Origin of the sequence: Lysobacter sp. GCM10012299, assembly GCF_042649405.1 — a bacterium.
Lineage (GTDB): Bacteria > Pseudomonadota > Gammaproteobacteria > Xanthomonadales > Xanthomonadaceae > Lysobacter_J.
In genome coordinates this window covers 71,420-94,325 of the sequence record NZ_JBHRZC010000001.1, presented here as the reverse complement: position 1 = coordinate 94,325, position 22,906 = coordinate 71,420, and the positions used below count along the sequence as shown (strand labels likewise).

At 67.4% G+C, this 22,906-nt stretch carries 26 protein-coding genes and 1 tRNA gene; 6 read left to right on the top strand and 21 right to left on the bottom strand.

Features of this window, described 5'->3' with window-relative positions; translation table 11 throughout:
• Positions 1-5: 5 nt before the first annotated feature.
• The 5 genes from ACFOPO_RS00525 to ACFOPO_RS00505 form a co-directional block, all read right to left on the bottom strand.
• The gene (locus ACFOPO_RS00525; RefSeq protein ID WP_386699879.1) at positions 6-953 is read right to left on the bottom strand and encodes a 2OG-Fe(II) oxygenase family protein; all 948 of its coding nucleotides are present in this window, start codon (positions 951-953) and stop codon (positions 6-8) included.
• Positions 950-2,326 carry a pyridoxal-phosphate dependent enzyme gene (locus tag ACFOPO_RS00520; RefSeq protein WP_386699877.1) on the bottom strand — a complete coding sequence of 459 codons (1,377 nt, stop codon included), beginning with the start codon at positions 2,324-2,326 and terminating at the stop codon, positions 950-952. Before ACFOPO_RS00520 ends, ACFOPO_RS00525 begins: the two co-directional genes overlap by 4 nt.
• Positions 2,327-2,464: 138 nt before the next feature.
• Positions 2,465-2,683, bottom strand: coding sequence for a YdcH family protein (locus ACFOPO_RS00515; protein ID WP_158733494.1), 219 nt, complete (start codon positions 2,681-2,683; stop codon positions 2,465-2,467).
• 404 nt (positions 2,684-3,087) lie between these two features.
• Positions 3,088-3,969, bottom strand: a complete 882-nt coding sequence (locus ACFOPO_RS00510) for a hypothetical protein (RefSeq protein ID WP_386699875.1) — start codon at positions 3,967-3,969, stop codon at positions 3,088-3,090.
• The gene (locus tag ACFOPO_RS00505; protein ID WP_386699873.1) at positions 3,966-4,265 is read right to left on the bottom strand and encodes a DUF4398 domain-containing protein; all 300 of its coding nucleotides are present in this window, start codon (positions 4,263-4,265) and stop codon (positions 3,966-3,968) included. Before ACFOPO_RS00505 ends, ACFOPO_RS00510 begins: the two co-directional genes overlap by 4 nt.
• 188 nt (positions 4,266-4,453) lie before the next feature.
• Here ACFOPO_RS00505 and ACFOPO_RS00500 point away from each other — a divergent pair, with 188 nt between their 5' ends.
• Complete coding sequence (locus ACFOPO_RS00500) at positions 4,454-5,566, top strand: PilT/PilU family type 4a pilus ATPase (protein WP_386699871.1); 1,113 nt, start codon at positions 4,454-4,456, stop codon at positions 5,564-5,566.
• Between the two features lie 59 nt (positions 5,567-5,625).
• On the opposite strand, the gene maiA is transcribed toward ACFOPO_RS00500, so the two are convergent.
• The 5 genes from maiA to rplM form a co-directional block, all read right to left on the bottom strand.
• On the bottom strand, positions 5,626-6,297 hold the full coding sequence (gene maiA, locus ACFOPO_RS00495) for a maleylacetoacetate isomerase (protein WP_386699869.1): 672 nt from the start codon (positions 6,295-6,297) through the stop codon (positions 5,626-5,628).
• Positions 6,298-6,388: 91 nt separating this feature from the next.
• On the bottom strand, positions 6,389-7,372 hold the full coding sequence (locus tag ACFOPO_RS00490) for a fumarylacetoacetate hydrolase family protein (protein WP_386699868.1): 984 nt from the start codon (positions 7,370-7,372) through the stop codon (positions 6,389-6,391).
• A gap of 208 nt (positions 7,373-7,580) precedes the next feature.
• Positions 7,581-7,655, bottom strand: a tRNA-Gln gene (locus tag ACFOPO_RS00485).
• A gap of 24 nt (positions 7,656-7,679) precedes the next feature.
• Positions 7,680-8,072, bottom strand: coding sequence for a 30S ribosomal protein S9 (gene rpsI, locus ACFOPO_RS00480; protein ID WP_200606928.1), 393 nt, complete (start codon positions 8,070-8,072; stop codon positions 7,680-7,682).
• Positions 8,073-8,082: 10 nt separating this feature from the next.
• Positions 8,083-8,511, bottom strand: a complete 429-nt coding sequence (gene rplM, locus ACFOPO_RS00475) for a 50S ribosomal protein L13 (protein WP_158733500.1) — start codon at positions 8,509-8,511, stop codon at positions 8,083-8,085.
• 167 nt (positions 8,512-8,678) lie between these two features.
• On the opposite strand from rplM, the gene ACFOPO_RS00470 reads away from it, so the two are divergent.
• A complete protein-coding gene (locus ACFOPO_RS00470; RefSeq protein WP_386699865.1) occupies positions 8,679-9,872 on the top strand; it encodes a (Fe-S)-binding protein in 1,194 nt (397 codons plus the stop codon).
• Between the two features lie 9 nt (positions 9,873-9,881).
• Positions 9,882-10,526 (top strand): 2-polyprenyl-3-methyl-6-methoxy-1,4-benzoquinone monooxygenase, encoded by a 645-nt coding sequence (gene coq7 / locus ACFOPO_RS00465; protein ID WP_386699864.1) that lies wholly within the window; start codon positions 9,882-9,884, stop codon positions 10,524-10,526.
• 98 nt (positions 10,527-10,624) lie between these two features.
• Here the strand turns inward: coq7 and speD are convergent, their stop codons facing one another.
• Positions 10,625-11,419, bottom strand: a complete 795-nt coding sequence (gene speD / locus ACFOPO_RS00460) for an adenosylmethionine decarboxylase (protein WP_200606931.1) — start codon at positions 11,417-11,419, stop codon at positions 10,625-10,627.
• 228 nt (positions 11,420-11,647) lie between these two features.
• Between speD and crp the strand changes: the two genes are divergently transcribed.
• The 3 genes from crp (at position 11,648) to ACFOPO_RS00445 (ending at position 13,247) form a co-directional block, all read left to right on the top strand.
• Positions 11,648-12,337 (top strand): cAMP-activated global transcriptional regulator CRP, encoded by a 690-nt coding sequence (gene crp / locus ACFOPO_RS00455; protein ID WP_200606932.1) that lies wholly within the window; start codon positions 11,648-11,650, stop codon positions 12,335-12,337.
• A complete protein-coding gene (locus tag ACFOPO_RS00450; RefSeq protein ID WP_200606933.1) occupies positions 12,337-12,798 on the top strand; it encodes a GNAT family N-acetyltransferase in 462 nt (153 codons plus the stop codon). The genes crp and ACFOPO_RS00450 overlap by 1 nt, the downstream gene beginning before the upstream one ends.
• Positions 12,799-12,875: 77 nt before the next feature.
• Positions 12,876-13,247, top strand: a complete 372-nt coding sequence (locus tag ACFOPO_RS00445) for a zf-TFIIB domain-containing protein (protein ID WP_386699861.1) — start codon at positions 12,876-12,878, stop codon at positions 13,245-13,247.
• An 84-nt stretch (positions 13,248-13,331) separates the two neighbouring features.
• Here the strand turns inward: ACFOPO_RS00445 and ACFOPO_RS00440 are convergent, their stop codons facing one another.
• The 10 genes from ACFOPO_RS00440 to trpE all read right to left on the bottom strand — a co-directional run bounded on the left by ACFOPO_RS00440 (position 13,332) and on the right by trpE (position 22,733).
• Positions 13,332-14,072, bottom strand: a complete 741-nt coding sequence (locus ACFOPO_RS00440) for a haloacid dehalogenase-like hydrolase (protein ID WP_386699859.1) — start codon at positions 14,070-14,072, stop codon at positions 13,332-13,334.
• Positions 14,069-14,860 (bottom strand): indole-3-glycerol phosphate synthase TrpC, encoded by a 792-nt coding sequence (gene trpC, locus ACFOPO_RS00435; RefSeq protein ID WP_386699858.1) that lies wholly within the window; start codon positions 14,858-14,860, stop codon positions 14,069-14,071. Before trpC ends, ACFOPO_RS00440 begins: the two co-directional genes overlap by 4 nt.
• Before the next feature lie 55 nt (positions 14,861-14,915).
• A complete protein-coding gene (locus tag ACFOPO_RS00430) occupies positions 14,916-15,269 on the bottom strand; it encodes an antibiotic biosynthesis monooxygenase family protein (RefSeq protein WP_386699856.1) in 354 nt (117 codons plus the stop codon).
• Between the two features lies 1 nt (position 15,270).
• Entirely contained in the window at positions 15,271-16,326 is a 1,056-nt protein-coding gene (trpD, locus tag ACFOPO_RS00425; RefSeq protein WP_386699854.1) for an anthranilate phosphoribosyltransferase, read from the bottom strand.
• A 65-nt stretch (positions 16,327-16,391) separates the two neighbouring features.
• The gene (locus tag ACFOPO_RS00420) at positions 16,392-16,982 is read right to left on the bottom strand and encodes an anthranilate synthase component II (protein WP_386699852.1); all 591 of its coding nucleotides are present in this window, start codon (positions 16,980-16,982) and stop codon (positions 16,392-16,394) included.
• Positions 16,983-17,161: 179 nt separating this feature from the next.
• On the bottom strand, positions 17,162-18,538 hold the full coding sequence (locus ACFOPO_RS00415; RefSeq protein WP_386699851.1) for a sensor histidine kinase: 1,377 nt from the start codon (positions 18,536-18,538) through the stop codon (positions 17,162-17,164).
• Positions 18,539-18,543: 5 nt separating this feature from the next.
• Entirely contained in the window at positions 18,544-19,221 is a 678-nt protein-coding gene (locus ACFOPO_RS00410) for a winged helix-turn-helix domain-containing protein (RefSeq protein WP_386699849.1), read from the bottom strand.
• A 170-nt stretch (positions 19,222-19,391) separates the two neighbouring features.
• Positions 19,392-19,577 (bottom strand): hypothetical protein, encoded by a 186-nt coding sequence (locus ACFOPO_RS00405; RefSeq protein WP_386699848.1) that lies wholly within the window; start codon positions 19,575-19,577, stop codon positions 19,392-19,394.
• Positions 19,578-20,389: 812 nt separating this feature from the next.
• Entirely contained in the window at positions 20,390-21,091 is a 702-nt protein-coding gene (locus ACFOPO_RS00400; protein WP_386699846.1) for a hypothetical protein, read from the bottom strand.
• 151 nt (positions 21,092-21,242) lie between these two features.
• Positions 21,243-22,733 (bottom strand): anthranilate synthase component I, encoded by a 1,491-nt coding sequence (gene trpE / locus ACFOPO_RS00395; protein ID WP_386699845.1) that lies wholly within the window; start codon positions 22,731-22,733, stop codon positions 21,243-21,245.
• Positions 22,734-22,906 lie beyond the last annotated feature (173 nt).

The following is a 22,906-nucleotide window of genomic DNA, read 5'->3' as shown; positions in this document are numbered from 1 at the left end:
GGGTTTCAGGCCAGGAATGTCGTCATCGCATAGCGCGTGCCGCGCTCGACCGGCAGCACCTCGTGCAGCATCGAACACGAGAACACCAGCGCCGTTCCCGTTGCCGGCGAAAAGCGCTGCAGCCCGAATTCGGGATAGCGGAATTCGCCGCCGTCGTAATCACCGTGGTTGAGGTTCACCGACAGCGCGAAGCGGCGGTGCGCGACATCGGGCGTCTCGTTGTCGCGGTGTGCGCGGAAGTAGCCGGCGGCTTCCGGATAGGCCAGCAGCTTGAACGGATCGCGCCGCTTGACCTCGAAGTTGAACACCCGCGCGATTTCCGGAAGGGCCCGCCGCATCAGCCGCTCATGCATGCGCGCATCGAGCGCCGCATCGCGCGGGATGACCTCGCGGCGCTGCTTGATCGACGGATCGACCTGCAGTCGCTGCTGGCCGTCCTCGACCACCATCACGGCCGAGACATCGCCGCCACCGCAGTCGATTTCGAGGTGGCGAATGAGCGTCGCGCACAACTCCGGTTCGAACACGCCAGGGATCTGCAGCACCGGCGCGATCAGTCCGACCTGCGATGCCGGCGGCGATGCGGGCGCGGCCAAAGCCGCCACAACCGGCAAAGTGTGGGACGCCTGCAGGCGCAGATTCGGATCGGCCTGCCACAGCAGGCCGCGACCCAGCGCCGCGCACCAGCGCGGATCGGCCGAAAAAGCCTGCCACGGTGCCGGCGCCGCGATGGGAACCGCCTCGCCCACGCACAGCGCCACCACCCCGGGAGGCGGCGCCGGCAGCGCGTGCGCGGCCGCCTCGTCGGCCGGCGTCGCCAGCCACAACGGCGCGCCGGCGAACTCGGCATGCAGGGTCTTGCTGCCGCCGTCGGCTGCGCGCAGGCGGACGTCGGGCAGGCGATCGCCCGGCAGCCACTGCCCGCTCGCCGCGGCCGCGGCGCCATTCGTCATTGCACGCGCCGGCGCAGGTAGTTAAGCAGGTCGATCCGCGTGATCAGGCCGAGGAATTTCTCGCCGTCGACGACGATCGCGACGTGGCCGCGGTCGAACACCGGCAGCAGCGTCTCGATCGGCGAGCTGACGTCGATCTTGTCGAGCTTGCTGACCATCGCGGTGGACACCGGATCGCGGAAGCGCGCCTCGTCGCCGTACACGTGCAGCAGCACGTCGCTCTCGTCGACGATGCCGACGATGTTGTCGCCGTCCATCACCGGCAGCTGCGAAACGTCGTACAGCTTCATGCGCTGGTAGGCGGTGACCAAAAGGTCGTTGGGCCCGACCACGACCGTGTCGCGCTGAGAATACGGGCGCAGGATCAGGTCACGCAGGTCGCCGCTCGACTGCCGGGCGATGAAGCCGTTGTCGAGCATCCAGTAGTCGTTGTACATCTTCGACAGGTACTTGTTGCCGGTGTCGCAGACGAACACCAGCACCTTCTTCGGCGTGGTCTGCTCACGGCAGTACTTCAGCGCCGCGGCCAGCAGCGTGCCGGTCGATGACCCGCCGAGGATGCCTTCCTTCTCCAGCAGCTCGCGCGCGGTGAGGAAGCTTTCCTTGTCGGTGATGGCGTAGGCCTTCTTGACGCGGGTGAAGTCGGAGATCGGCGGCAGGAAGTCCTCGCCGATGCCCTCGACCATCCAGCTGGCCGACTTCTCCGAGATCGTGCCGCGGTTGATGTATTCCTCGAGGATCGAGCCGACCGGGTCGGCCAGCACCAGCTCGGTCTGCGGCGACTTCGCGGCGAAACAGCGCGACAGGCCGGTCATCGTGCCCGAGCTGCCGCAGCCGAACACGACCGCGTCGACGCCGCCGACATCGGCCATCTGCTCGAGGATCTCCGGGCCGGTGCCGAACTCGTGCGCGGCCGGGTTGTCCGGGTTGCCGAACTGGTTGATGAAGTACGCGCCCGGGGTTTCGCGGGCCAGGCGCTCGGCCAGGTCCTGGTAGTAGTCCGGGTGGCCCTTGGCGACGTCCGAACGGGTCAGCACGACCTGCGCGCCCATCGCCTTGAGGTTGAAGATCTTTTCCCGGCTCATCTTGTCCGGGACCACCAGGATGAGTTTGTAGCCCTTCTGCTGCGCCACCAGCGCCAAGCCGATGCCGGTGTTGCCGGCGGTGCCTTCGACCAGGGTGTCGCCGGGCTTGATGCGGCCGGCCTTCTCGGCCGACTCGATCATCGACAGGCCGATGCGGTCCTTGATGGATCCGCCGGGGTTCTGCGACTCAAGCTTGAGGAAGAGCTCGCAGACGCCAGTGTCCAGGCGCTGCGCCTTGATGATCGGCGTGGCGCCGACCAGTTCGAGCACGGATTGATGGATGGTCATGCGGGGAGTTTAAGACTCCCCGCTTTCCTTCGCACCGGGGCGGCTGCCGTTGCCAGCAGCCGCCCCGGTTCCGGGAGACGCGGATGGAGAGACCGACGAGGAAGTCGCCACCCGCGGCGAGGAAGTGGGTGAGGAAGCTCAGTGATGTTGGGTGTCGTACAGGCGGACCAGGCGGTCCTTCGCAGCCAGCTTTTCGCGCTTCATCTGCGCAAGTGTCATGTCATCGATAGGCAGTACGCCGAGCTCGGCGTCCATCACCTTCTTGTCGAGATCCTTGTGGCGCTGATAAAGCTGCTTGAATTCCGGGTTGCTCTTCATCAGCGCGTCGATCTCTGGCTGCGGTCGTTCTTCGAACATGTAAAGCCTCCTTCAGCTGTTTCGGCTAGCCGTGGCCGGGCGGCCGCGGACCATGCGGAAGGCCCCGCAAACGAAAACGCCCCGGTCGTGAGACCAGGGCGCAGCGGGGTCGTGGGGTGCATTCGTCTCGAGAGCGGTGAGGCCGGCTTCACACAGGCCGACCACCATGGAGCGTGGGGCGGCGGGATCCTGCGCAAGGGGTATTGACGTCATCGACCAGGCTCATCGCCAAGCGGAAAACAGGCCGCTTGGATATCCGACCCTACTCTTCCGTTTTACGGTCGGCAAGGCCTCCATCAGCCTGAATCTGGCGACTTCGCGCACCCCGTCGCAGTCAGCTTGGCGAACGTCATCGGGCGCCCCTGCAAGGACGCCCGACCGTTGGATTTCCGTTACGTTGCCGGTTACTTGGACTGCACCACGACGTCGACGCGGTCGCCCTTGCCGCTGCGCGCGGTCGCTTGGACCTTGCCGGCCGGGAAGCCGCCGGCGACCAGGGCATCACGCACCGCGTCGGCCCGGCGCTGGGCCAGTTTGGCGTCGCTGCCGGTGGCCTCGACCTTCACCGCCGGCGACGAGGAGGCCTGGGCGTAGGCGGCCACGGTCTTGACCGTGGTGTCGCCGCCGCCGCTCAGGGCCGCCTTGCCGGAGCCGAAGCTGTCCTTCGGCAAGGCGAACACTTCACCGCGGCTGTCGCGCTTGGCCGTGGGCAGCTTGCCGCCGGTGGTCAGCTCGGCCTCTTCACGGGCCAGCTTGGCCTGGCGGTCGCGGGCGGCATTGAGCCGGGCGGTCTGGGCGCCGGCCACGCCCTTGAGCGCGGTCTCGACGTCCTGCAGCGAGGCGGCGTCGGCTTCGCTCTGCACGCGCAGGCGCTCGGCTTCCTCGGCCTGCATCTGCGCCTGCAGGCGCAAACGCTCGGTCTCGGCGCGGGCGCGGGCGGCGTCCTGGCGGCTGGCTTCGACCAGCAGTTCGCTGCGCTCGCGGTCGAGCCGGTCGATCTCGCGCTGCATCGCGTCGCTGCGGGCGATCGCCTCTGCCACCTGGACGCGGCGCTCGGCCACGTACAGGGCGGCGGCGCGGTCGCTCTTGGAGGCCTGGTTCAAGGCATCGACCGCCTGCCGGGCGGTCAGCCGCTCGTAAGCGGCGAACGGGTTGAGCACCGGGTCGGAGTCGAGCACGGTCAGGCGCTGGGCCAGCCGGGCGGCGTCTGGGTTGTCGGCGGCAACAGCCGGCGCCGCGGCAAGGGCGACGAGCAGGGCCAGGCCCAGTACGGAAAGACGGCTCATGGCTGCTCTCCCTGCAGGCGCTGGCGAAGGTCGGCTACCTCGCTCCGGCGATGGTTGAGCTCGGACGTGGCCAGCGCCTCGCGACTCCTGGCCCAGGCCAGGTCGGCATCGGCCGCGGCTGCCAGCGCGAACTTGCGTGCCGCGTCCTCGTCGCCGGAGCTCATCGCCGCCTGGGCCTGGCTCAGGCCATTACGGGCGACGCCCAGGTCCTGCGGGGCGTACTGGTCGGCATCGGCGCCCTCGGCCCGGGTCACGGCCTGGCGGGCAGCCGCCAGCTCGCTGGTCGGGGGCGGCAAAGAAGCGCAGGCGGAGAGTGCGGAAGCGAGAACTGCTGCCAGCAGATGAAATCGGATTTGTGCGAAGCTTGGGCGCATTGGGGAGGCCGTGCCTTGTGGTTTGATGCCCGGCCATTGTCGGAAGCCGCTGGCGAGGTTGCAACGGTACACGCCGGCGGTCAGTCGCGGGACACAAAAGGGGTTGCAGTATGGACATCGGCTATTTCCTGAAGCTGATGACGGAAAAGAATGCGTCAGACATGTTCCTGACGACCGGCGCGCCGGTGTACATCAAGGTCGAAGGCCGCCTGTACCCGCTGGGCAATACCGGCCTGCCTCCGGGCATGGTCAAGAAGATCGCCTACTCCCTGATGGACGAAGGGCAGGTGCCGCTGTTCGAGCGCGACCTCGAGCTCAACATGGCCCTGGCGCTGCCCGAGGCCGGCCGCTTCCGAATCAACGTCTTCAAGCAGCGCGGCGAAGTCGGCATGGTCATCCGTGCGATCCGCAGCGTGATTCCCTCGATCGAGGAGCTGCAGCTGCCGCAGGTGCTCAAGGACATCATCATGGCCCCGCGCGGCCTGGTGCTGATCGTCGGCTCCACCGGCTCGGGCAAGTCGACCACGCTGGCGTCGATGATCGACTACCGCAATAGCAATATCTCGGGGCACATCCTCACCATCGAGGATCCGATCGAGTACCTGCACAAGCACAAGAAGTCGATCGTCAACCAGCGCGAAGTCGGCCTCGACACGCACGCCTTCCACAACGCGCTCAAGAACGCGATGCGTGAAGCGCCGGACGTGATCCTGATCGGCGAAATCCTCGACGCGACCACGATGGAAGCGGCGATCGCCTTCGCCGAAACCGGCCACCTTTGCCTGGCGACGCTGCACTCCAACAACGCCGACCAGACGCTCGAGCGCATCCTCAACTTCTTCCCCGAGGCCGCGCACAAGAACGTGCTGATGAACCTCGCGCTGAACCTGCGCGCGGTGGTCAGCCAGCGACTGGTGGTCGGCAGCGACGGCCGTCGCCTGCCGGCGGCGGAAGTGCTGATCAACACCCCGCACGTGCGCGACCTGATGCGCCGTGGCCAGGTGCACGAGATCAAACCGGCGATGGAAGCGTCGCTGGAGGAAGGCATGGAGTCGTTCGACCAGTGCCTGTTCCGCCTGCACAAGGAAGGCCGCATCGACATGGAAGAAGCGCTCAAGGCCGCCGACTCGCGCGAAGGCCTGTCGCTGAAGTTCCGCCTGTCGGAAGGCGCCACGGGCGAACACGACCCGTACGCCGAGGTCTACGACGCGGTTACGCAGTAACCGTCGTCATAACCGGTGTCATCTGGGGGGGGCCAGCGAGCTGGCTCCCGCTTCGTTTCTTACGCCGCCACTTCCTCGGGCGCATCGGGCTGCCGTTCCGGCCGCGCCGCATCGAACGCCGGCAGCGCCAGGCAGGCCTGCTCGATCCGCACGATGGTCGGGTACTTCGCCAGGTCCACGCCGAACCGGCGAGCGTTGTACACCTGCGGCACCAGGCAGCAGTCGGCCAGGGTCGGCAGGTCGCCTTCGCAGAAGCGCCCGGTCGAGGGGTGGTCGGCCAGCATCGCTTCCAGCGCGGTGAACCCTTCCTCGATCCAGTGCTGGACCCAGTTGTCGCGCTCCGGCTGCGGCACGTGCCAATTGCGATCGAAGTAGCGCAGCACGCGCAGGTTGTTGAGCGGGTGGATGTCGCACGCGACCACTTGCGACAGCGCGCGCACGCGCTGGCGGTCGCGCGCCGACGCCGGCAGCAGCGGCGGCTGCGGCCAGGTTTCGTCTAGGTATTCGAGGATCGCCGTAGATTGCCGCATCAGGCGGTCGCCGTGCTGCAGCACCGGCACCAGTCCTTGCGGATTGGCCTCGCGGAAGGCCGGCAGGTGCTGTTCGCCGCCCTCGCGCAGCAGGTGCACGGGCACGGTGTCGTAGGCGAGTCCTTTCAGGTTCAGGCCAATCCGGACGCGATAGGCCGCGCTGGAGCGCCAGTAGGAATACAGCCGCAGTTGCTCTGCCACGTCCCCTCTCCTCGCCGCGCGCGGCGCTGGTCGACTTCGACGCAGCGGGATCGCCCGCTGCGCTTGCTGCAGTTGAACGTGTTGCAGTGGATCAGCCGGCGCGCTCGATGCGCTGCTCGATCGCACCGAACACGCTCTCGCCCCCACGCGACAGCATCTCGATGCGGACCACGTCACCGTAGCTCATGAACGGCGTCAGCGGCTTGCCGTGCTCGAGCGTCTCGACAGTACGCTTCTCGGCGAAGCACGACGCGCCCAGCGAAGTGTCCTCGTTGGCGACCGTGCCCGAGCCGACGATGGTGCCCGCCGACAGCGGACGGGTCTTGGCGGCGTGCGCGACCAGCTGGGCGAAGCTGAACTGCATGTCCACGCCCGCTTCCGGCGCGCCGAACCATTCGCCGTTGATGTGCGTGGTCAGCGCCAGGTGCACCTTGCTGTCCTGCCAGGCGTCGCCGAGTTCGTCCGGCGTGACGAACACCGGGCTCAGCGCCGAGCGCGGCTTGGACTGCAGGAAGCCGAAGCCCTTGGCCAGTTCGTTCGGGATCAGGTTGCGCAACGACACGTCGTTGACCAGGCCGACCAGCTGGATGTGCGCGGCCGCCTGCGCCGGCGTTGCCGCCATCGGCACGTCGTCGGTGACGACCACCACTTCGGCCTCCAGGTCGATGCCGTAGTCCTCGCTCGGCACGCGCACTGCATCGCGCGGGCCATAGAAGCCGGCGCTGACCGCCTGGTACATCAGCGGGTCGCTGTAGAAACTCTCGGGCACTTCGGCGCCACGGGCGCGGCGGACGCGCTCGACGTGCGGCAGGTAGGCCGAACCATCGACGAATTCGTAGGCGCGCGGCAGCGGCGCGGCGAGCGCGGCCATGTCGAGGTCGAAGGCGCCTTCGGCGTTGCCGGCATTGAGTGCGTCGTACAGGGTGTTCAGGCGCGGAGCGGCGTTGGACCAGTCCTCCAGCGCGCGCTGCATGGTGTCGGCGATGCCGTTGGCGCGCACGGCGCGCGACAGGTCGCGCGAGACCACGATCAGCGTGCCGTCACGACCACCTTCTTTCAGGGAACCAAGCTTCATCGAAACTCCAGATTCGAGCGCGAGGGCGCATTAGTTTCAATTGTAACCGCCTCGCGACATGCGGCGCGATGGGCACTGCATTGTAGAAGCCACGTCCCCGTTACCAGCCCCAGTACGTAACGGGACCACCAGACCAGGACATCCTGCGAACATACAGGCAACAAAAAACCCGCCTTGCGGCGGGTTCTTTGTTTGGTCTTGCTTGAATTGGCAGCCCCGGATGGATTCGAACCACCGAATGCCTGAGTCAGAGTCAGGTGCCTTACCGCTTGGCGACGGGGCTATGCAATCAATTTTAGCGCAGAAATTAGCGCTTGGAGAACTGGGTAGCGCGACGTGCCTTGTGCAGGCCGACCTTCTTACGCTCGACTTCACGGGCGTCGCGGGTCATGAAGCCAGCCTTGCGCAGCTCGGACTTCAGGGTCTCGTCGTACTCGACCAGCGCGCGGGCGATGCCCAGGCGGATCGCACCGGCCTGGCCGGTGATGCCGCCGCCGGCGACGGTGACCACGACGTCGAACTTGTCGGTCGACTGGGTCAGCTCGAGCGGCTGGCGCACGATCATGCGCGCGGTCTCGCGACCGAAGAACTCATCCAGCGGACGCTGGTTGACGACGATGTTGCCAGCGCCCTTGCGCAGGAACACGCGGGCGGTGGAGGACTTGCGGCGGCCGGTGCCGTAGTTCTGCTGGATTGCCATGTGATGTCTCTTAGATATCCAGCTGCTGCGGCTGCTGGGCGGCGTGCGGATGCTCGGAGCCCTTGTAGACCTTGAGCTTGCGGTACATGGCACGGCCGAGCGGATTCTTCGGCAGCATGCCCTTGACGGCGGTCTCGATGACGCGCTCGGGGTGGCGCTCAAGCGCCTGGGCGAGGGTCTCGGTCTTCAGGTTGCCGATGTAGCCGGTGAAGCGGTGGTACTGCTTGTCGGCGAGCTTGTTGCCGGTGACGGCAATCTTTTCGGCGTTGATCACAATGAGGTAGTCACCCGTATCGACGTGCGGGGTGAAAACCGGCTTGTGCTTGCCGCGCAGGCGGCGGGCGAGCTCGGAGGCCAGGCGACCCAGGGTCTTGCCCTCGGCGTTGACCACGTACCAGTCACGCTGGACGGTCTCGTTTTTGGCGGTAAAAGTCTTCATGACGTGTCTGGTAGGTGCGTTGTCGGGCTGATTCCGCAGGCAATCCGGCTGGGCCGAACCGCGGAATTTCGCCACGCGCTGTGAAAGAAGCGGAATCATAACGGGCCAGGCGGGGCCGCGCAACCCATTGGACTGAACACAAATGGCCGGGTGCTAGCATTTCTTCGATGCCAACCCCCGCCCCAGCCCCTGCCCCGCGCCAGCCCGACCCCCTGGTGGCATTGGCGGACCGCTGCGTGCAATGCGGCCTGTGCCTGCCTGCCTGCCCCACCTATGGACTGGCCCGGATCGAGAGCGAGTCCCCGCGCGGCCGCATCGCCCTGGCCAAGGCCTGGGCGGCGGGAACGATCGAGCCGACCGCGGCCGGCGAGGCCCACCTGGACCACTGCCTGGGTTGCCGCAGCTGCGAAGCGGTCTGCCCGGCGGGTGTGCAGTATGGCCAGTTGCTGACGGTGGCGCGCGAACAGCAGCGGCAACGGCGCGTGCCGGGCTGGCAACAGCGCGGCATCGAGCGCTTGGTCCGGCGGCCACGCCTGCTGAGCGGACTGCTGGGGCTGTACCGGCAGGTCCGTCCCTGGCTGCCCGCCCGGTGGCGCCGCTTGCCTGCCCCGCCGGCCGCACCGGTTCGTGCAAACAGCCCGCTGGCGCATGCCCGCATCGCGCTCTTTACCGGTTGCGTGGCCAGGCCTTATGAAGCCGGCCTGCGACGAGGCCTGATCGACTGCCTGGCCGCACTGGGTATCGGGATCGCCGAGCCTTCCGCGCAGACCTGCTGCGGCAGCCTGCACGCGCATGCCGGCAACAACGACGCCGCTTTGGCATTGGCCCGCCAGAACCGCGACGCCTTCGCCGGCGCGGACACGGTGCTGACGCTGGCCAGCGGTTGCCACGAATCGGTGGCGAAATCGCTCGATGGCACGGCGCATGTAATGGATGCCATCGAGTTCCTCGAAGCGGAACTGCGCGCCCGGAGCGGCATGGCGCACTGGCGCCGCTGCGACGAACGCATCGCACTGCACCTTCCATGCACGCAGCGCAACGTCGTGCGCTCGGTCGCTTCGCTGCGGCGACTGCTGTCCGCCGTGCCGGGCCTGCAGGTGATCGAGCTGGACCGTGGTCTGGGCTGTTGCGGCGCCGCCGGCACGCAGATGCTGACCGACCCGCAGCGCGCCGACGATTTCCGCGCGCCATTGCTGGAACAACTGCACGAATCCGGCGCCACCCGCCTGCTCAGCGCCAACATCGGGTGCCGGCTGCACCTGGCCGCCGGGACGGAAGTACTGGTGCAGCACCCGCTCGAATTCCTTGCCGGACTGCTTGATGCCGCGCCTTCATCGGCCCCTTCCGCCGCGTCCGGGTAAACTTCAGCCATGGACACGACCCGCGAACTGACGCAACTCGACCGTTTCCTCACCGACACCCAGCGCGCGCTGGACACCGTCTTCGGCGCGCCCGCGGCGTTGCGCGCCAACCCGTCGTCGGACATCGCCCAGATCGAACTGGACGACGAAGAGCGCCGCCATTCGGCCGGACTGATGCGCATCAACCACGTCGGCGAAGTCTGTGCGCAGGCGCTGTACTGCGGCCAGGCCGCGGTCGCCCGCGACCCGGCGACGCGCGAGCACCTGCTCGAAGCGGCCCAGGAAGAAACCGACCACCTGGCCTGGTGCGCCGACCGCCTGCGCGAACTCGACAGCCGCCCGAGCCTGCTCAACCCGATCTGGTACGCCGGCAGCTTCGCCATCGGCGCGATCGCCGGCCTGCGCGGGGACGGCTGGAACCTGGGCTTCGTGGTTGAAACCGAGCGCCAGGTCGAAGCGCATATCGACGAACACCTCGACTCCCTGCCCGCCGCCGACGCACGCAGCCGCGCGATCCTGGAAGTCATGAAGGCCGACGAGGCCCGCCATGCCGACAACGCCGAAGCCGCCGGCGCACGCATCCTGCCGATGCCGGTGCCGACGCTGATGGCGGCGGCGTCGAAGCTGATGAAGGCGGTCGCGTACCGGTTGTGATTCGAGGGCCACGTCCATGGATTCCCGCCTTCGCGGGAATGACGGGCTAAAGAAAAAGGCCGGCAATGCCGGCCTTTTTTTACACGCAACCGCAGACCTCAGTCGGCCAGGTTGCGCCCGTGATAGAGCTCTTCGATCTCCCGCTTGAGGCGCGCCTCGATCTTCATGCGCTCCTTGAACGACAGGTTCTTGGCCTTCTCCTCGAACAGATAGTTGTCGAGGTCGAACTCCTTCAGGTGCATCTTCGTGTGGAAGATGTTTTCCTGGTAGACGTTCACATCAAGCATCTCGTAACGCGACTTGATGTTCTTGGCCAGGTAGTCCTGGATCGAATTGATCTTGTGGTCGATGTAATGCTTGCGGCCCTTGATGTCGCGCGTGAAGCCGCGCACCCGGTAGTCCATGATGACGATGTCGGACTCGAGGCTCTCGATCAGGTAGTTCAACGCCTTCAGCGGCGAAATCACGCCGCAGGTCGCCACGTCGATGTCCGCGCGGAAGGTCGCGATGCCGTTGTCCGGATGCGTCTCCGGATACGTGTGCACCGTGATGTGCGACTTGTCCATGTGCGCGACGACGGCGTCGGAAATGATTTCCTTGCCCGCATCCTTCTTGTCGATCACCGGCTCCTCGGAAATGAGGATGGTCACCGACGCGCCCTGCGGATCGTAGTCCTGGCGGGCGATGTTTAGGATGTTGGCGCCGATGATCTCCGCCACGTCCGTCAGGATCTGCGTCAACCGGTCGGCGTTGTAAGCCTCGTCGATATACTCGATGTAACGACGACGCTCGTCCTCGGATGCCGCGAAGCAGACATCGTAGATGTTGAACGAGAGGGCCTTGGTGAGGTTGTTGAAACCCTGCAACCTCAGGCGAGGCAACGGCTTGACCACGGTGGGGGGTCCCGGTACGGCTTGTGAGGGGCGAGATTATGAGGCAATTGTCGTGACGGGGGAACGCGCAGTGTTCCGGCCGCATACCGCACGCCAAACCCGGCATCCCGAACCTGAACCGGCACTCCGTCACAAGTTGGGCCCCAGACGGGGTGACGCTCTACGGCGGATATTTGCCCAAAGCGTTAGTTCGGCCTAAGCTCGCTGCATCACAAAACCTTCACGCCCATGTCCGCCAATCCGGTTGTTACCTCGCCTGCCCTGCGCCGAACCAACAGCCCACTGCTGCCGGACGGCGCCACCATTGAGCGATTCCTTGCTCATTGCCACCGCCGTCGCTACCCGTCGCGCACCGACGTGTTCCGCCCCGGCGACCCGGCAAGCACCCTTTACTACATCGTCTCCGGCTCGGTCAGCATCATCACCGAGGAAGAAGACGGTCGCGAACTGGTCCTGGGCTACTTCGGCCCGGGCGAGTTCGTCGGCGAGCTGGGCTTGTTCATCGCCAGCGACCAGCGCGAGGTGATCCTGCGCACCCGCAGCACCTGCGAGCTGGCCGAGATCGGCCACGAGCGCCTCTACGACCTGTTCCTGACGCGCCTGTCGCTGGACGCCCCGAAGCTGCTCTACGCCATCGGCGCGCAGATCTCTCGGCGCCTGCTCGACACCAGCCGCAAGGCCGGCCGCCTGGCCTTCCTCGACGTCACCGACCGCATCGTCCGTGCCCTGCACGACCTCGCCAAGGAACCCGAGGCGATGAGCCACCCGCAGGGCACCCAGATCCGCGTCTCCCGCCAGGAGCTGTCGCGCCTGGTGGGTTGCTCGCGCGAGATGGCGGGCCGCGTGCTCAAGAAGCTGCAGGCCGACGAGAAGCTGCACGCCCGCGGCAAGACCGTCGTCCTCTTCGGCACCCGCTAGTGGGACGCGTCGCCGGTTCCGCCGACACCTCGATCCGGGTGCGGGCCGCGGAACTCGGCGACGCCAGCGACGTCGCGCGGCTGCTGGGCGAACTGGGCTACCCGTGCAAGCGGGACGAGGCGGCCGAACGCATTGCGGTGGTCCGCCACGACCCGCGCCAGCACCTGCTGCTGGCCGAGATCGACGGCGACACCTGTGGCCTGGTGTCGCTGTACACCCTCTACTCCGTCGTCCACGGCGACGAACTGGCGCGCATCACCGGACTGGTGGTGCAGGCTGGCTGCCAGGGCCAGGGCATCGGCCGGCGCCTGCTGCGCGAAGTCGAACTGATCTCCCGCCGCCTCGGCGTGCGTCGCATCGAAGTCACCAGCAACGCCCGCCGCGCCGAAGCCCACGCCTTCTACCGCCATTGCGGCTACGCCGACGGCTCGCTGCGCTTCATCAAGGCGCTCGGCGACTAGGCCGCGGCCTCGCCGGCGTGGCGTGAGTCGCGGCATAATCCGGCCCACTTCCAGCCAGTACTCCGCAAGGACCGCCCATGCAGTGCCCGAAGTGCAGCTCGCCGATGCAGGCCATCGAAATCCTTTCTTCACGTTCGCAGCGCTGCACGAATTGCAGCGGCCTGTGGCTGGTCATGGGCGAGGAACGCCTGCTCAAGGCCGAGGCCGAGCTCGTCGATACCGGCGATGCCGCGGTTGGCGCGCAGTACAACCGCGTCGACCGGATCAAGTGCCCGACCTGCGCGGACAGCCAGCTGGTGCGCATGGTCGACCCGCAGCAGCCGCACATCTGGTTCGAGGCCTGCAGCTTCTGCTTCGGCCGCTTCTATGACGCCGGCGAGTTCCGCGACTTTGCAGAGCGTACGTTGCTGGAGTTCTTCCAGGACCTGGACGCGCCCGAGCGGGTTTGAGCGCGCGGGTCCCGGGTGCGCTTCGCTTACCCGGGCTACGGTCGGGGTGGGTAGCCCGGGTAAGCGCAGCGCACCCGGGACCCCTCAACTGACGCGATCGCCGCCGCGGCTCTTGCAACCCCAGTTGAGGATCGGCGTCCCCGCCGGCAACACGCGCCGGAACATCGCCACGCGGCTGTGCTTGGGATTGACCACGACCGGCTTGCGCGCGGCCTGCAGCAGCGGCAGGTCGGCGCTGCTGTCGGAATAGGCGATCGCGATCTGGTCGTAGCCGGCATCCCAGATCATCCGCATCTTGTTGCGGTAGTGGCAGTGCTCGACGGTGATCATGCCGCCCAGGAACGGGCCGCTGATGCTGCCGATGACCGGCAGGTCCTCGTGCGCGACGAAGTCCAGGATCGCGCGCGCCAGTTCCGGTGAAGCGCCGGTGGCGATGATCACACGGTCGCCGGCGTCGCGATGGCGCTGCAGCACCTTCAGCGCCACCGGCAGCAGCCGCGCGCGGATCTGCCGCATGTGGATGCGCACGTACTCGTCGATCAGGTCGTCCATGTCGCCGCGGCTGGTGGTGCCGACCGTGCCAACCCACAGGTACACCGAAATCGCCCGCCGCCGCGTCGGCAGCCAGGCGATCATCGGCAGCAGCAACGGCGACAGCAGCACGGCGGCGGTCACCCGCGCCCAGTGGCGCTGGATCAGCCACAGCACCAGGTGGCTGCCGGAATCGCCGTCGTAAAGCGTGTGGTCGAAGTCGAACACGACCAGGGGCGAGTACGGGCGCCCCGGCTCATGCAGGTGGGGATCGGCCCCGGCCACGGTGCTCATGCCGCGAACAGCCGGTGCAGCGCGGCGCCCGGGTCGGTTTCGCGCATGAAGGATTCGCCGACCAGGAAGGTCTGGATGCCTGCCTCGCGCATCCTGGCGACGTCCTCGCGCGTGGCGATGCCGCTCTCGGTGACCAGGGTGCGGTCGCGCGGCACCGCGTTGCGCAGCTCCAGCGTGGTGTCGAGCGACACCTCGAACGTGCGCAGGTTGCGGTTGTTGACGCCGATCAGCTCGCAGTCGGTCTGCAGCGCGCGCTCGAGTTCATCGATGTCGTGCACTTCGACCAGCACGTCCATCTCCAGCTCCATCGCCAGGTTGGCCATCTCCACCAGCGGGCCGTCCTCGAGGGCGGCGACGATCAGCAGGATGCAGTCGGCGCCGATCGCGCGCGCTTCGTAGACCTGGTACGGGTCGATCGTGAAGTCCTTGCGCAGCACCGGCAGCGAGCAGGCACCACGCGCTTCGCCGAGGAACAGGTTGCTGCCCTGGAAGAAATCGACGTCGGTCAGCACCGACAGGCAGGCCGCGCCGCCGGCCTCGTAGCTGCGCGCGATGTCCGCCGGGTGGAAGTCCTTGCGGATCAGGCCCTTCGACGGGCTGGCCTTCTTCACTTCGGCAATCACGGCTGCCTCGCCGGCGGCGTGGCGGCTGCGGATGGCCTTGACGAAGCCGCGCGTCGGCGGCTGCTGCAGGGCGCGCGCGCGCATTTCAGCGAGCGGGCGCACGCGGCTGCGTTGCTGTATCTCCTCCGCCTTGCGGACGAGGATGGTGTCGAGGATGTCGCTCATGGGCAGGGAACCAAATTGAAGAAAGCGGAAGAAATGGGGGAATGACGCCGGCCGGTTACTCGTTCCTGTCCACCCTCTCCGCGCTGCCGTAGGCGCGCTCGACTTTCGCCACGCGCAGTTCGTAATGCTCGTACCAGTGCTTGCGGCCGTAGGCACGGGTTTGCGCGTGTTCGGCGTGCTGGCGCCAGGCCAGGATCGCCGCTTCGCTTTCCCAGTACGACACGGTGATGCCGAAACCGTCGCCGCCGCGGGTGGACTCCACGCCGAGGTAGCCCGGCTGCTGCGCGGCCAGTTCGACCATGCGCTGCGCGGCCGCGGCATAGCCGGCGTCGTCGTCGCCGTTGCGTCGCGACGAAAAGATCACGGCGTAGTACGGCGGTTGCGGCAGGCGGGCGAACGCGTCGTCCATGTCACGCCTCCGCGACCGGCTGGGCCTGGCCAGCCAGTTCGCGCGTGGTGGCGACGAATTCCTCGAGCTTGGCGTGCGCGGCGCCCGACGCCAGCGCGGCGCGGGCGCGCTCGATGCCGTCGGCAATGCTCTCGGCCACGCCCGCGGCATAGAGGGCCGCGCCGGCGTTGAGCGCGACGATCTCGCGCGGCAGCCCGTTCTCGTTGCGCAGCGCCTGCAGCACCAGCGCGCGCGACTCGGTGGCGTCGTTGACGCGCAGGTTGCGGCTGGCGGCCATGGCGATGCCGAAATCCTCCGGGTGCACTTCGTACTCGCGGACCACGCCGTCGCGCAGCTCGCCGACCAGGCTGCCGGCGCCGAGCGAGAGCTCGTCCATGCCGTCGCGGCCCCAGACCACCAGCGCGCGGGTGGCGCCGAGTTCCTGCAGCACGCGCACCTGGATGCCGACCAGGTCGGGGTGGAACACGCCCATCAGGATGCTCGGCGCGCCAGCCGGATTGGTCAGCGGGCCGAGGATGTTGAAGATCGTGCGCACCGCCATTTCGCTGCGCACCGGCGCCACCACCTTCATCGCCGGGTGGTGCACCGGGGCGAACATGAAGCCGATGCCGCAGCGGTTGATGCACTGGGACACCTGCGTGGGCTGCAGGTCGATCGCCGCGCCCAGCGCCTCCAGCACGTCGGCGCTGCCGGACTTCGACGAGACGCTGCGGTTGCCGTGCTTGGCCACCTTGGCCCCGGCCGCGGCGACGACGAACATGCTGGCGGTGGAAATGTTGAAGGTGTGCGCGCCATCGCCGCCGGTGCCGACGATGTCGACCAGCCCGGTGCGGTCGGCCACCTCGACCGGTCGCGCGAACTCGCGCAGCACGGTGGCGGCGCCGGCGATTTCACCCACGGTTTCCTTCTTCACCCGCAGGCCGGTCAGGATCGCCGCGGTCATGGTCGGCGACACTTCGCCGCGCATGATCATGCGCATCAGCTCGACCATCTCGTCGTGGAAGATCTCGCGATGCTCGATCGTGCGCTGCAGGGCTTCTTGCGGGGTGATGGGCATGGGGGAGTGCCAGGTGCTCGGATGCGACGGAGGGTGTGGAACTAAATGGACCGGTTGCCCGGCCGTCAGCGCTCCAGGAAATTCTTGAGCAGCGCGTGGCCGTGCTCGGTGAGGATCGACTCGGGGTGGAACTGCACGCCTTCGACCGGGAATTCACGGTGGCGCAGGCCCATGATCTCGTCGAACTCGACCGTGCCGGCGTCATCGGAGGTCTCGCTCCAGGCGGTGATCTCCAGGCAGTCGGGCAGCGTCTCGCGCGACACCACCAGCGAGTGGTAGCGGGTGGCCTCGTAGCCGTCCGGCAGGCCGGCGAACACACCCTTGCCTTCGTGTCGGATCCGCGAGGTCTTGCCGTGCATGATGCGCTTGGCGCGGATGACATCGCCGCCGTAGGCCTGGCCCAGGCTCTGGTGGCCCAGGCAGACGCCGAAGATCGGGACGTGCGGGCCGAGCTGGCGGATCACGTCCACCGACACACCGGCTTCGTTGGGCGTGCACGGACCCGGCGACACGACGATCCGCTCCGGCTGCAGCGCCTCGATCTGGGCGACGCTCAGCTCGTCGTTGCGGACCACCTTCACTTCCGCCCCGAGCGTCTGCAGATACTGCACGAGGTTGTAGGTGAAGCTGTCGTAATTGTCGATCATCAGGACCATACCGCGGCCTTTTTCCTATGCGTCAATCAGGTTGTCGCCCGCGCGGGCAGCGACGCTCGCCTCGAGCCTGTCTCTCGAACGCTGTCGCCGGCGCTGGAACCCCATGATAACGACCTGAGTCAGTAACCGCCCGCTGCCCTACACGGCCGGCCCTACCCGGCCAGCCCTACCGGCAAGCCCTATGCGTCCCGGCTCCCGAGCACGACGGGCAGCAGCAGTTGCACGCGCAGCCCCGGCGCGCGATCGAGCAGGACGACCCGGCCGCCATGGCGGTGGACAACCGCCCGCACCAGGCTCAGCCCGAGGCCGCTGCCGGGCGAACCGCGATGCGCCTCCAGGCGCTGGAAACGGTCGAACACGCGCTCGCGTTCCGCCTCGGGGATGCCCGGGCCGCGATCGTCAACCTGCAGCACCCCGCCCTGCGCCGTGGGATGGAGCGTCACCTCGACCGCGCTCCCGGTTGGGGCGTACTTGAGCGCGTTGTCGAGCAGGTTCACCAGCGTCTGGAACAGCTGGTCGCGGTCGCCACGCAGTTGCACCGGCTGCAGGTGCGCCTGCAGGCGGATGCCGCGTTCGCCGGCGCTGGGGGTATAGAGCTCGACGGCATCGGCGACCAGTTCCGCCAGATCGAGCACCGGCTCGTCCTGCGCCGGCGCCTGCGCTTCGATGCGGGCGAGCCACAGCAGCGATGCGAAGGTGCGCAGCAGTTGGTCGGTTTCCGCCACGGCGGCATCGAGCGCGGCATCGCGACCGGGTTCACCGGACTGGTGGCGCAACTCCTCGAGGCGATTGCGCAGGCGCGTCAACGGCGTACGCAGGTCGTGGGCGATGTGGTCGGTGGCATGGCGCACGCCGCCGAGCAGGTCCTCGATGCGGTCGAGCATGCCGTTGAACCGTCGCGCCAGGCGATCGAAGGCATCGTCGCTGCCGTCCAATGGCACCCGCAGCGCCAGCTCACCGCCGCCCACGCGCTCGGCGGTGGCGTCCAGGCTGCGCAGGCGCCGCGACACCCAGCGCGAGGTCAACCAGCCCACCAGTGCGCCCAGCGTCGCGGCGACCAGCAGCGCCACCAGTGCGGTGCGCAGCATCAGCGCCAGGAATCGATCCTGCGAATGCAGGCGCAGGCCGACCAGCAGGATGCTGCCGTCGGGCAATGGCTGCAGGTGCGCGACGATGCGGCGGTGTCCGTCGCCGTCGCCGGCATCGGCCGCCTCGAAGGTCAGCCAGCGTGCGTTGCCTGGCGGATGCGGTGGTAGGCCCGGCGTGGCGACGAGCGAACGCCCGCCACGATCGGACAACGCGTAGACCGCGTCGGGATCCTCGGGCGCGGCGATGCGCGCCTGCAGCTCGTCCACCAGCGCGGAGCTGCCGCTGTCGCGATACACCTCGGCCAGTCCCGAGGCATCGGTGCGCACCAGTTCGCGGGCGTCCTGCAGCAGCAGGGTCGACACTGCGAAGTACACACCAGCGCCGAGCAGCACGAACGCCAGCAGGAACGACACCATCACCGCCAATGCCAGGCGCGTGCTGGTGGAGCGCAGCCAGCGCATCGCCATGCGTGCTATTCGCCCAGCCGGTAGCCGGCGCCGCGCACGGTATGCAGCAGCGGCTGGTCGAAGCCGTGGTCGATCTTCTGCCGCAGGCGGCTGATGTGCACGTCGATGACGTTGGTCTGCGGATCGAAGTGGTAGTCCCAGACCGCTTCGAGCAGCATCGTCCGGGTAACGACGCGGCCGGCCTGGCGCATCAGGTATTCGAGCAGGCGGAATTCACGCGGTTGCAGTTCGATGTGCTTGTCGCCGCGCTGGGCGTCGCGTCCGAGCAGGTCGAGTTCGAGGTCGCCCACGCGCAGGCGCGTGGGTTCGCGTTCGGAGCCGTCGCGGCCACGACGGACGATGCTGTCCAGGCGCGCGCTCAGTTCCGAGTAGGCAAACGGTTTGACCAAGTAGTCGTCGGCGCCGGCGCGCAGGCCTTCGACGCGATGTTCGACTTCGCCAAGCGCGGTCAGCAGCAGCAATGGCGTCGGGTTGCCGGCACCGCGCAGGGTCTGCAGGAGCACCAGGCCGTCGACCAGGGGCAGCATGCGGTCGAGCACGATGGCGTCGAACTTTTCGGTGGTGGCGAGGAACAGGCCTTCGCGGCCATCGCCGGCATGGTCGACGGCGTGTCCGTCCTCGCGCAGGCCCTTGACGATGAAGGCCGCGGTGTGGGGATCGTCTTCGACCAGCAGGACTCGCATGCGGCTCGGCTCCGGCAATGAAAAAAGGATACCCCGCCGAAAGGGGTCGACGGGGTATCCGCCCGCTCGCACGCGGGCTCCGGGGAGGGGAACGGGCCTTGGGGAGTGGCCCGGATCAATTCGCTCGGATCAGTTACTCGGTTCGGTTCGCTCTGATCAGTTCGCCTGGGTCACTTGCTCTTGGCTTCGCCGGTCTTGCTCTGGTTGGCGTTCTTGGTTTCGGCCTTGGCGGCGTGCTTGTGCTTGCTGACGGAGGTCTTGGCCGGGGCGGCGGGGGTGGTGGCCGGCGCGGCGGCGAGCGCGGAACCGGCCAGTGCGGTCAGGGCGACGGCGAGCAGGGGCTTGCGGATGTTCATGGTGTGACTCCTGTGCGGGTACGTTGACGAGGTACGTTGTGGGAATCTCTCTTGTCGGTGGGGTCGCTCCCCATCGCAGGATCAGATTGCGCCCGCGCCCTTCTCGCCGATCTTTCCGCAGCATGAACAATCGGTAATGTTCCGGGCCCGTGCCATCACCGTCATCCCGGCGAAAGCCGGGACCCATTTTGACTTTGCCTTGCACTTGTCTTCGGCACGGCGTCGTCCGCAGGGGCGGGGAGTGCTCCGTCCCGCGGACGACATCCTGTCTTTACGCGGGACGCGGGACATCCATGTCCCGCTGCTCCGCACTCCCCGCCCCTGCGGACAACGCTCTGGCAATTCGTTGCGCGGTCTTCGGTGAGGGCCAGCAAGGAGCAACGTCCTTGGGTTCCCGCCTTCGCGGGAATGACGGGCCCACCTCTCCGTCACCGCTGTCACCGTCATCCCCGCGAAGGCGGGGATCCAGGGACGTTGGCTTTGGTTTGGGTTTGGCCTGCGAATTCGAGGTGAATCTCGCAGCCGGCAGCACTCGCAGACCCGGAGGGCGCCGCACAGGACGTGCGGCGTTTTTCTAAGGGACAGGGATGTCCCTTAGAAAAATCCCCTCAAGCACTCCGGTCGCAGGACTGGTTTGTCGAGGAGGCCATTTCTTTTTGGTTACTTTTTCTTTGGGCCAGCAAAGAAAAAGTGACCCGCCGCTTCAGTGGCGGAAGCTGTTGCAGTTGCTTCGCAAGATCAAAGGCAAAGTCAAAATGGGTCCCGGCGTTCGCCGGGACGACGGTCGGTGCGTTCGCCGGGATGACGGTCGGTCAACCGACGCCGCTGCCCCTGCGGATCGGGATCGGCGCCGTCGCGATGCGGCCCTTCAGGTCGGTCATCGTCCCCGGCAATACCACCAGGTACGAGATCAACTGCTCCGCCAACTCCAGCAGCAGGTCCGCACTGACCTTGTCGATCGTCGCCTCGTCCTCGAACTGGCGACCAAACGCCCCGCTGGGCGCCAGCAACTGCGCGATGTCCTGCAGCGGCCGCGACAGGTCCATCTCCTTCGGCAGCGCTTCCAGGTTCTGGGTGAGCGACTGCTCGCGCTTGTCTTCGCTCAGCAGGCGCGCCGCCAGGCCGGCCAGCAGGTGGCGCACCGTCAGCGCGGTCGCGCCCCATTCGGCGCGGTTATAGAGCTTGAGCGCGGATTCGTAACTGCGCGCCAGCGGTGGCGACAGCGACTGCAGGTGCTCGACGCCCGACATCGGTTCGCGGCCGGCGGGGCCGGGATAGCAGAACAGCCCGCCTTCCTTGCGCGTGCTGTCGGCTTCCAGCAACTGCACGAACAGGATTTCCTGCTCGCAACGCGCGCAGGCCAGTTCGCTGGCGGCCAGCTGCCGGCCGTGCTCCTGCCAGGTTTTCGCCTCGAAAACCGCCTCTTTCAGGCAGTTCGGGCAGATCATTTCCACCGTACGCGGGAACGTGTTCGAAAACCGGGATTGAACGAGGTTGTCCTGGACGAGTTGCATCGCCGCCTCCTGCCCGCTTCACACGACACTGAATACCGGTTCGTTTGTGAATAAAACGTTGTGATCGCGCAATCGAGGACAGCGCGAAGCAGGAATTTTTCAAGATGAATCGAAGCGGCCCGATCAGTGGCGTCGCGGGTCGCGACGCGCGTCACAATCCCTTGGCTGCTTCGGCGACGGCGCGGAACAGTGCACGCCCCTTGTTCATCGTCTCCTCCCACTCCTTGGCCGGGTCGGAGTCGTAGACGATGCCGGCGCCGGCCTGCACGTGCAGGCGTCCGTCCTGGATGACGGCGGTGCGGATGGCGATCGCCGTGTCGGCATCGCCGTTCCAGCCCAGGTAGCCGATCGAACCGGCGTAGACGTTGCGCTTGATCGGTTCCAGTTCGCGGATCACTTCCAGCGCGCGGATCTTCGGTGCGCCGCTGACGGTGCCCGCCGGGAAGGTCGCGCGCAGCACGTCGGCATAACTCAGGCCAGGTTTCAGCGTGCCGGTGACTTCGCTGACGATGTGCATGACGTGGCTGTAGCGCTCGATCACGAACTGCTCGCCGACCTGCACCGTGCCCGGTTCGGACACGCGACCGGCATCGTTGCGGCCGAGGTCGATCAGCATCAGGTGCTCGGCGCGCTCCTTCGGGTCGGCCAACAGCTCGGCTTCGAGCGCGGCATCTTCTTCCGGCGTGGCGCCGCGCGGACGCGTGCCGGCAATCGGACGCACGGTGATCTGGCCGTCCTGCAGGCGCACCAGGATCTCCGGCGAGCTGCCGACCACCTGGGTGCCGCCGACGTCGAGGAAGTACATGTACGGCGAAGGATTGAGTGCGCGCAGCGCGCGGTACACGTCCACCGGTCGCGCCAGGAACGGCACCGACAGGCGCTGGCTCAGCACCACCTGGAAGATGTCGCCGGCGCGGATGTATTCCTTCGACTTCTCGACCGCGGCGATGAAGCCTTCGCGGGTGAAGCCGGACACGAAATCGGCCTCGTCCAGCGCGCGTCCTTCCAGCGTCTCCGGGTAGCCCGGGCCGCCCTGACGCAGGCGATGCACCAGCTCGTCCAAGCGGCGGTTGGCGCGGGCCAGCGCGCGCGGTTCCTGCGGGTCGGCGTGGACGATCAGGTACAGCCGCCCCTTGAGGTTGTCGAACACCGCCAGCTCGTCGCTCTGCATCAGCAGGATGTCGGGCGTGCCGAGTTCGTCGGGTTTCTGCGTGCCGTCCTTCTCCGCGCCGGCCAGGCGCGGCTCGATGTACTGGATGCACTCGAAGCCGAACCAGCCGACCAGGCCACCGGTGAAACCGGGCAGCCCCGGAATCTTCGGCACGCTGTGCGCCGCGCGCAGGCGTTCGACTTCGGCGAAGGGATCGTCGACGACGCGGCTTTCGACCAGCTCGCCGTCCTCGGTCACGAACAGCATGTGCCCGGCGAAGGCATACACGCGTTGCGCCGGCAGGCCGATGATCGAATAGCGGCCGAAGCGTTCGCCGCCCTCGACCGATTCGAACAGGTAGGTGTGCGGGCCGTCGGCCAGCTTGAGGTAGACCGACAGCGGTGTATCGAGGTCGCTCAGGACCTCGCGCACGACCGGGATGCGGGTGTGGCCGTCAGCGGCCTGCTGCTGGAACTGTTCGGGAGACGTCACGCAGGGATTCCTTGGAGGACGAGGGGGCGATCGCTACGGCAAGCGGCCGCCATCGCCAGCCCGTGCAGGCGGAATGCCTGCCGGCAGCAAGGATGTTGGGGTTCGCCCGGGGTGTCGTCGGCGCGCGGTTCATGGGGCTACTTTAACGGCTTCACGCAAGCGGCGCGACGCAC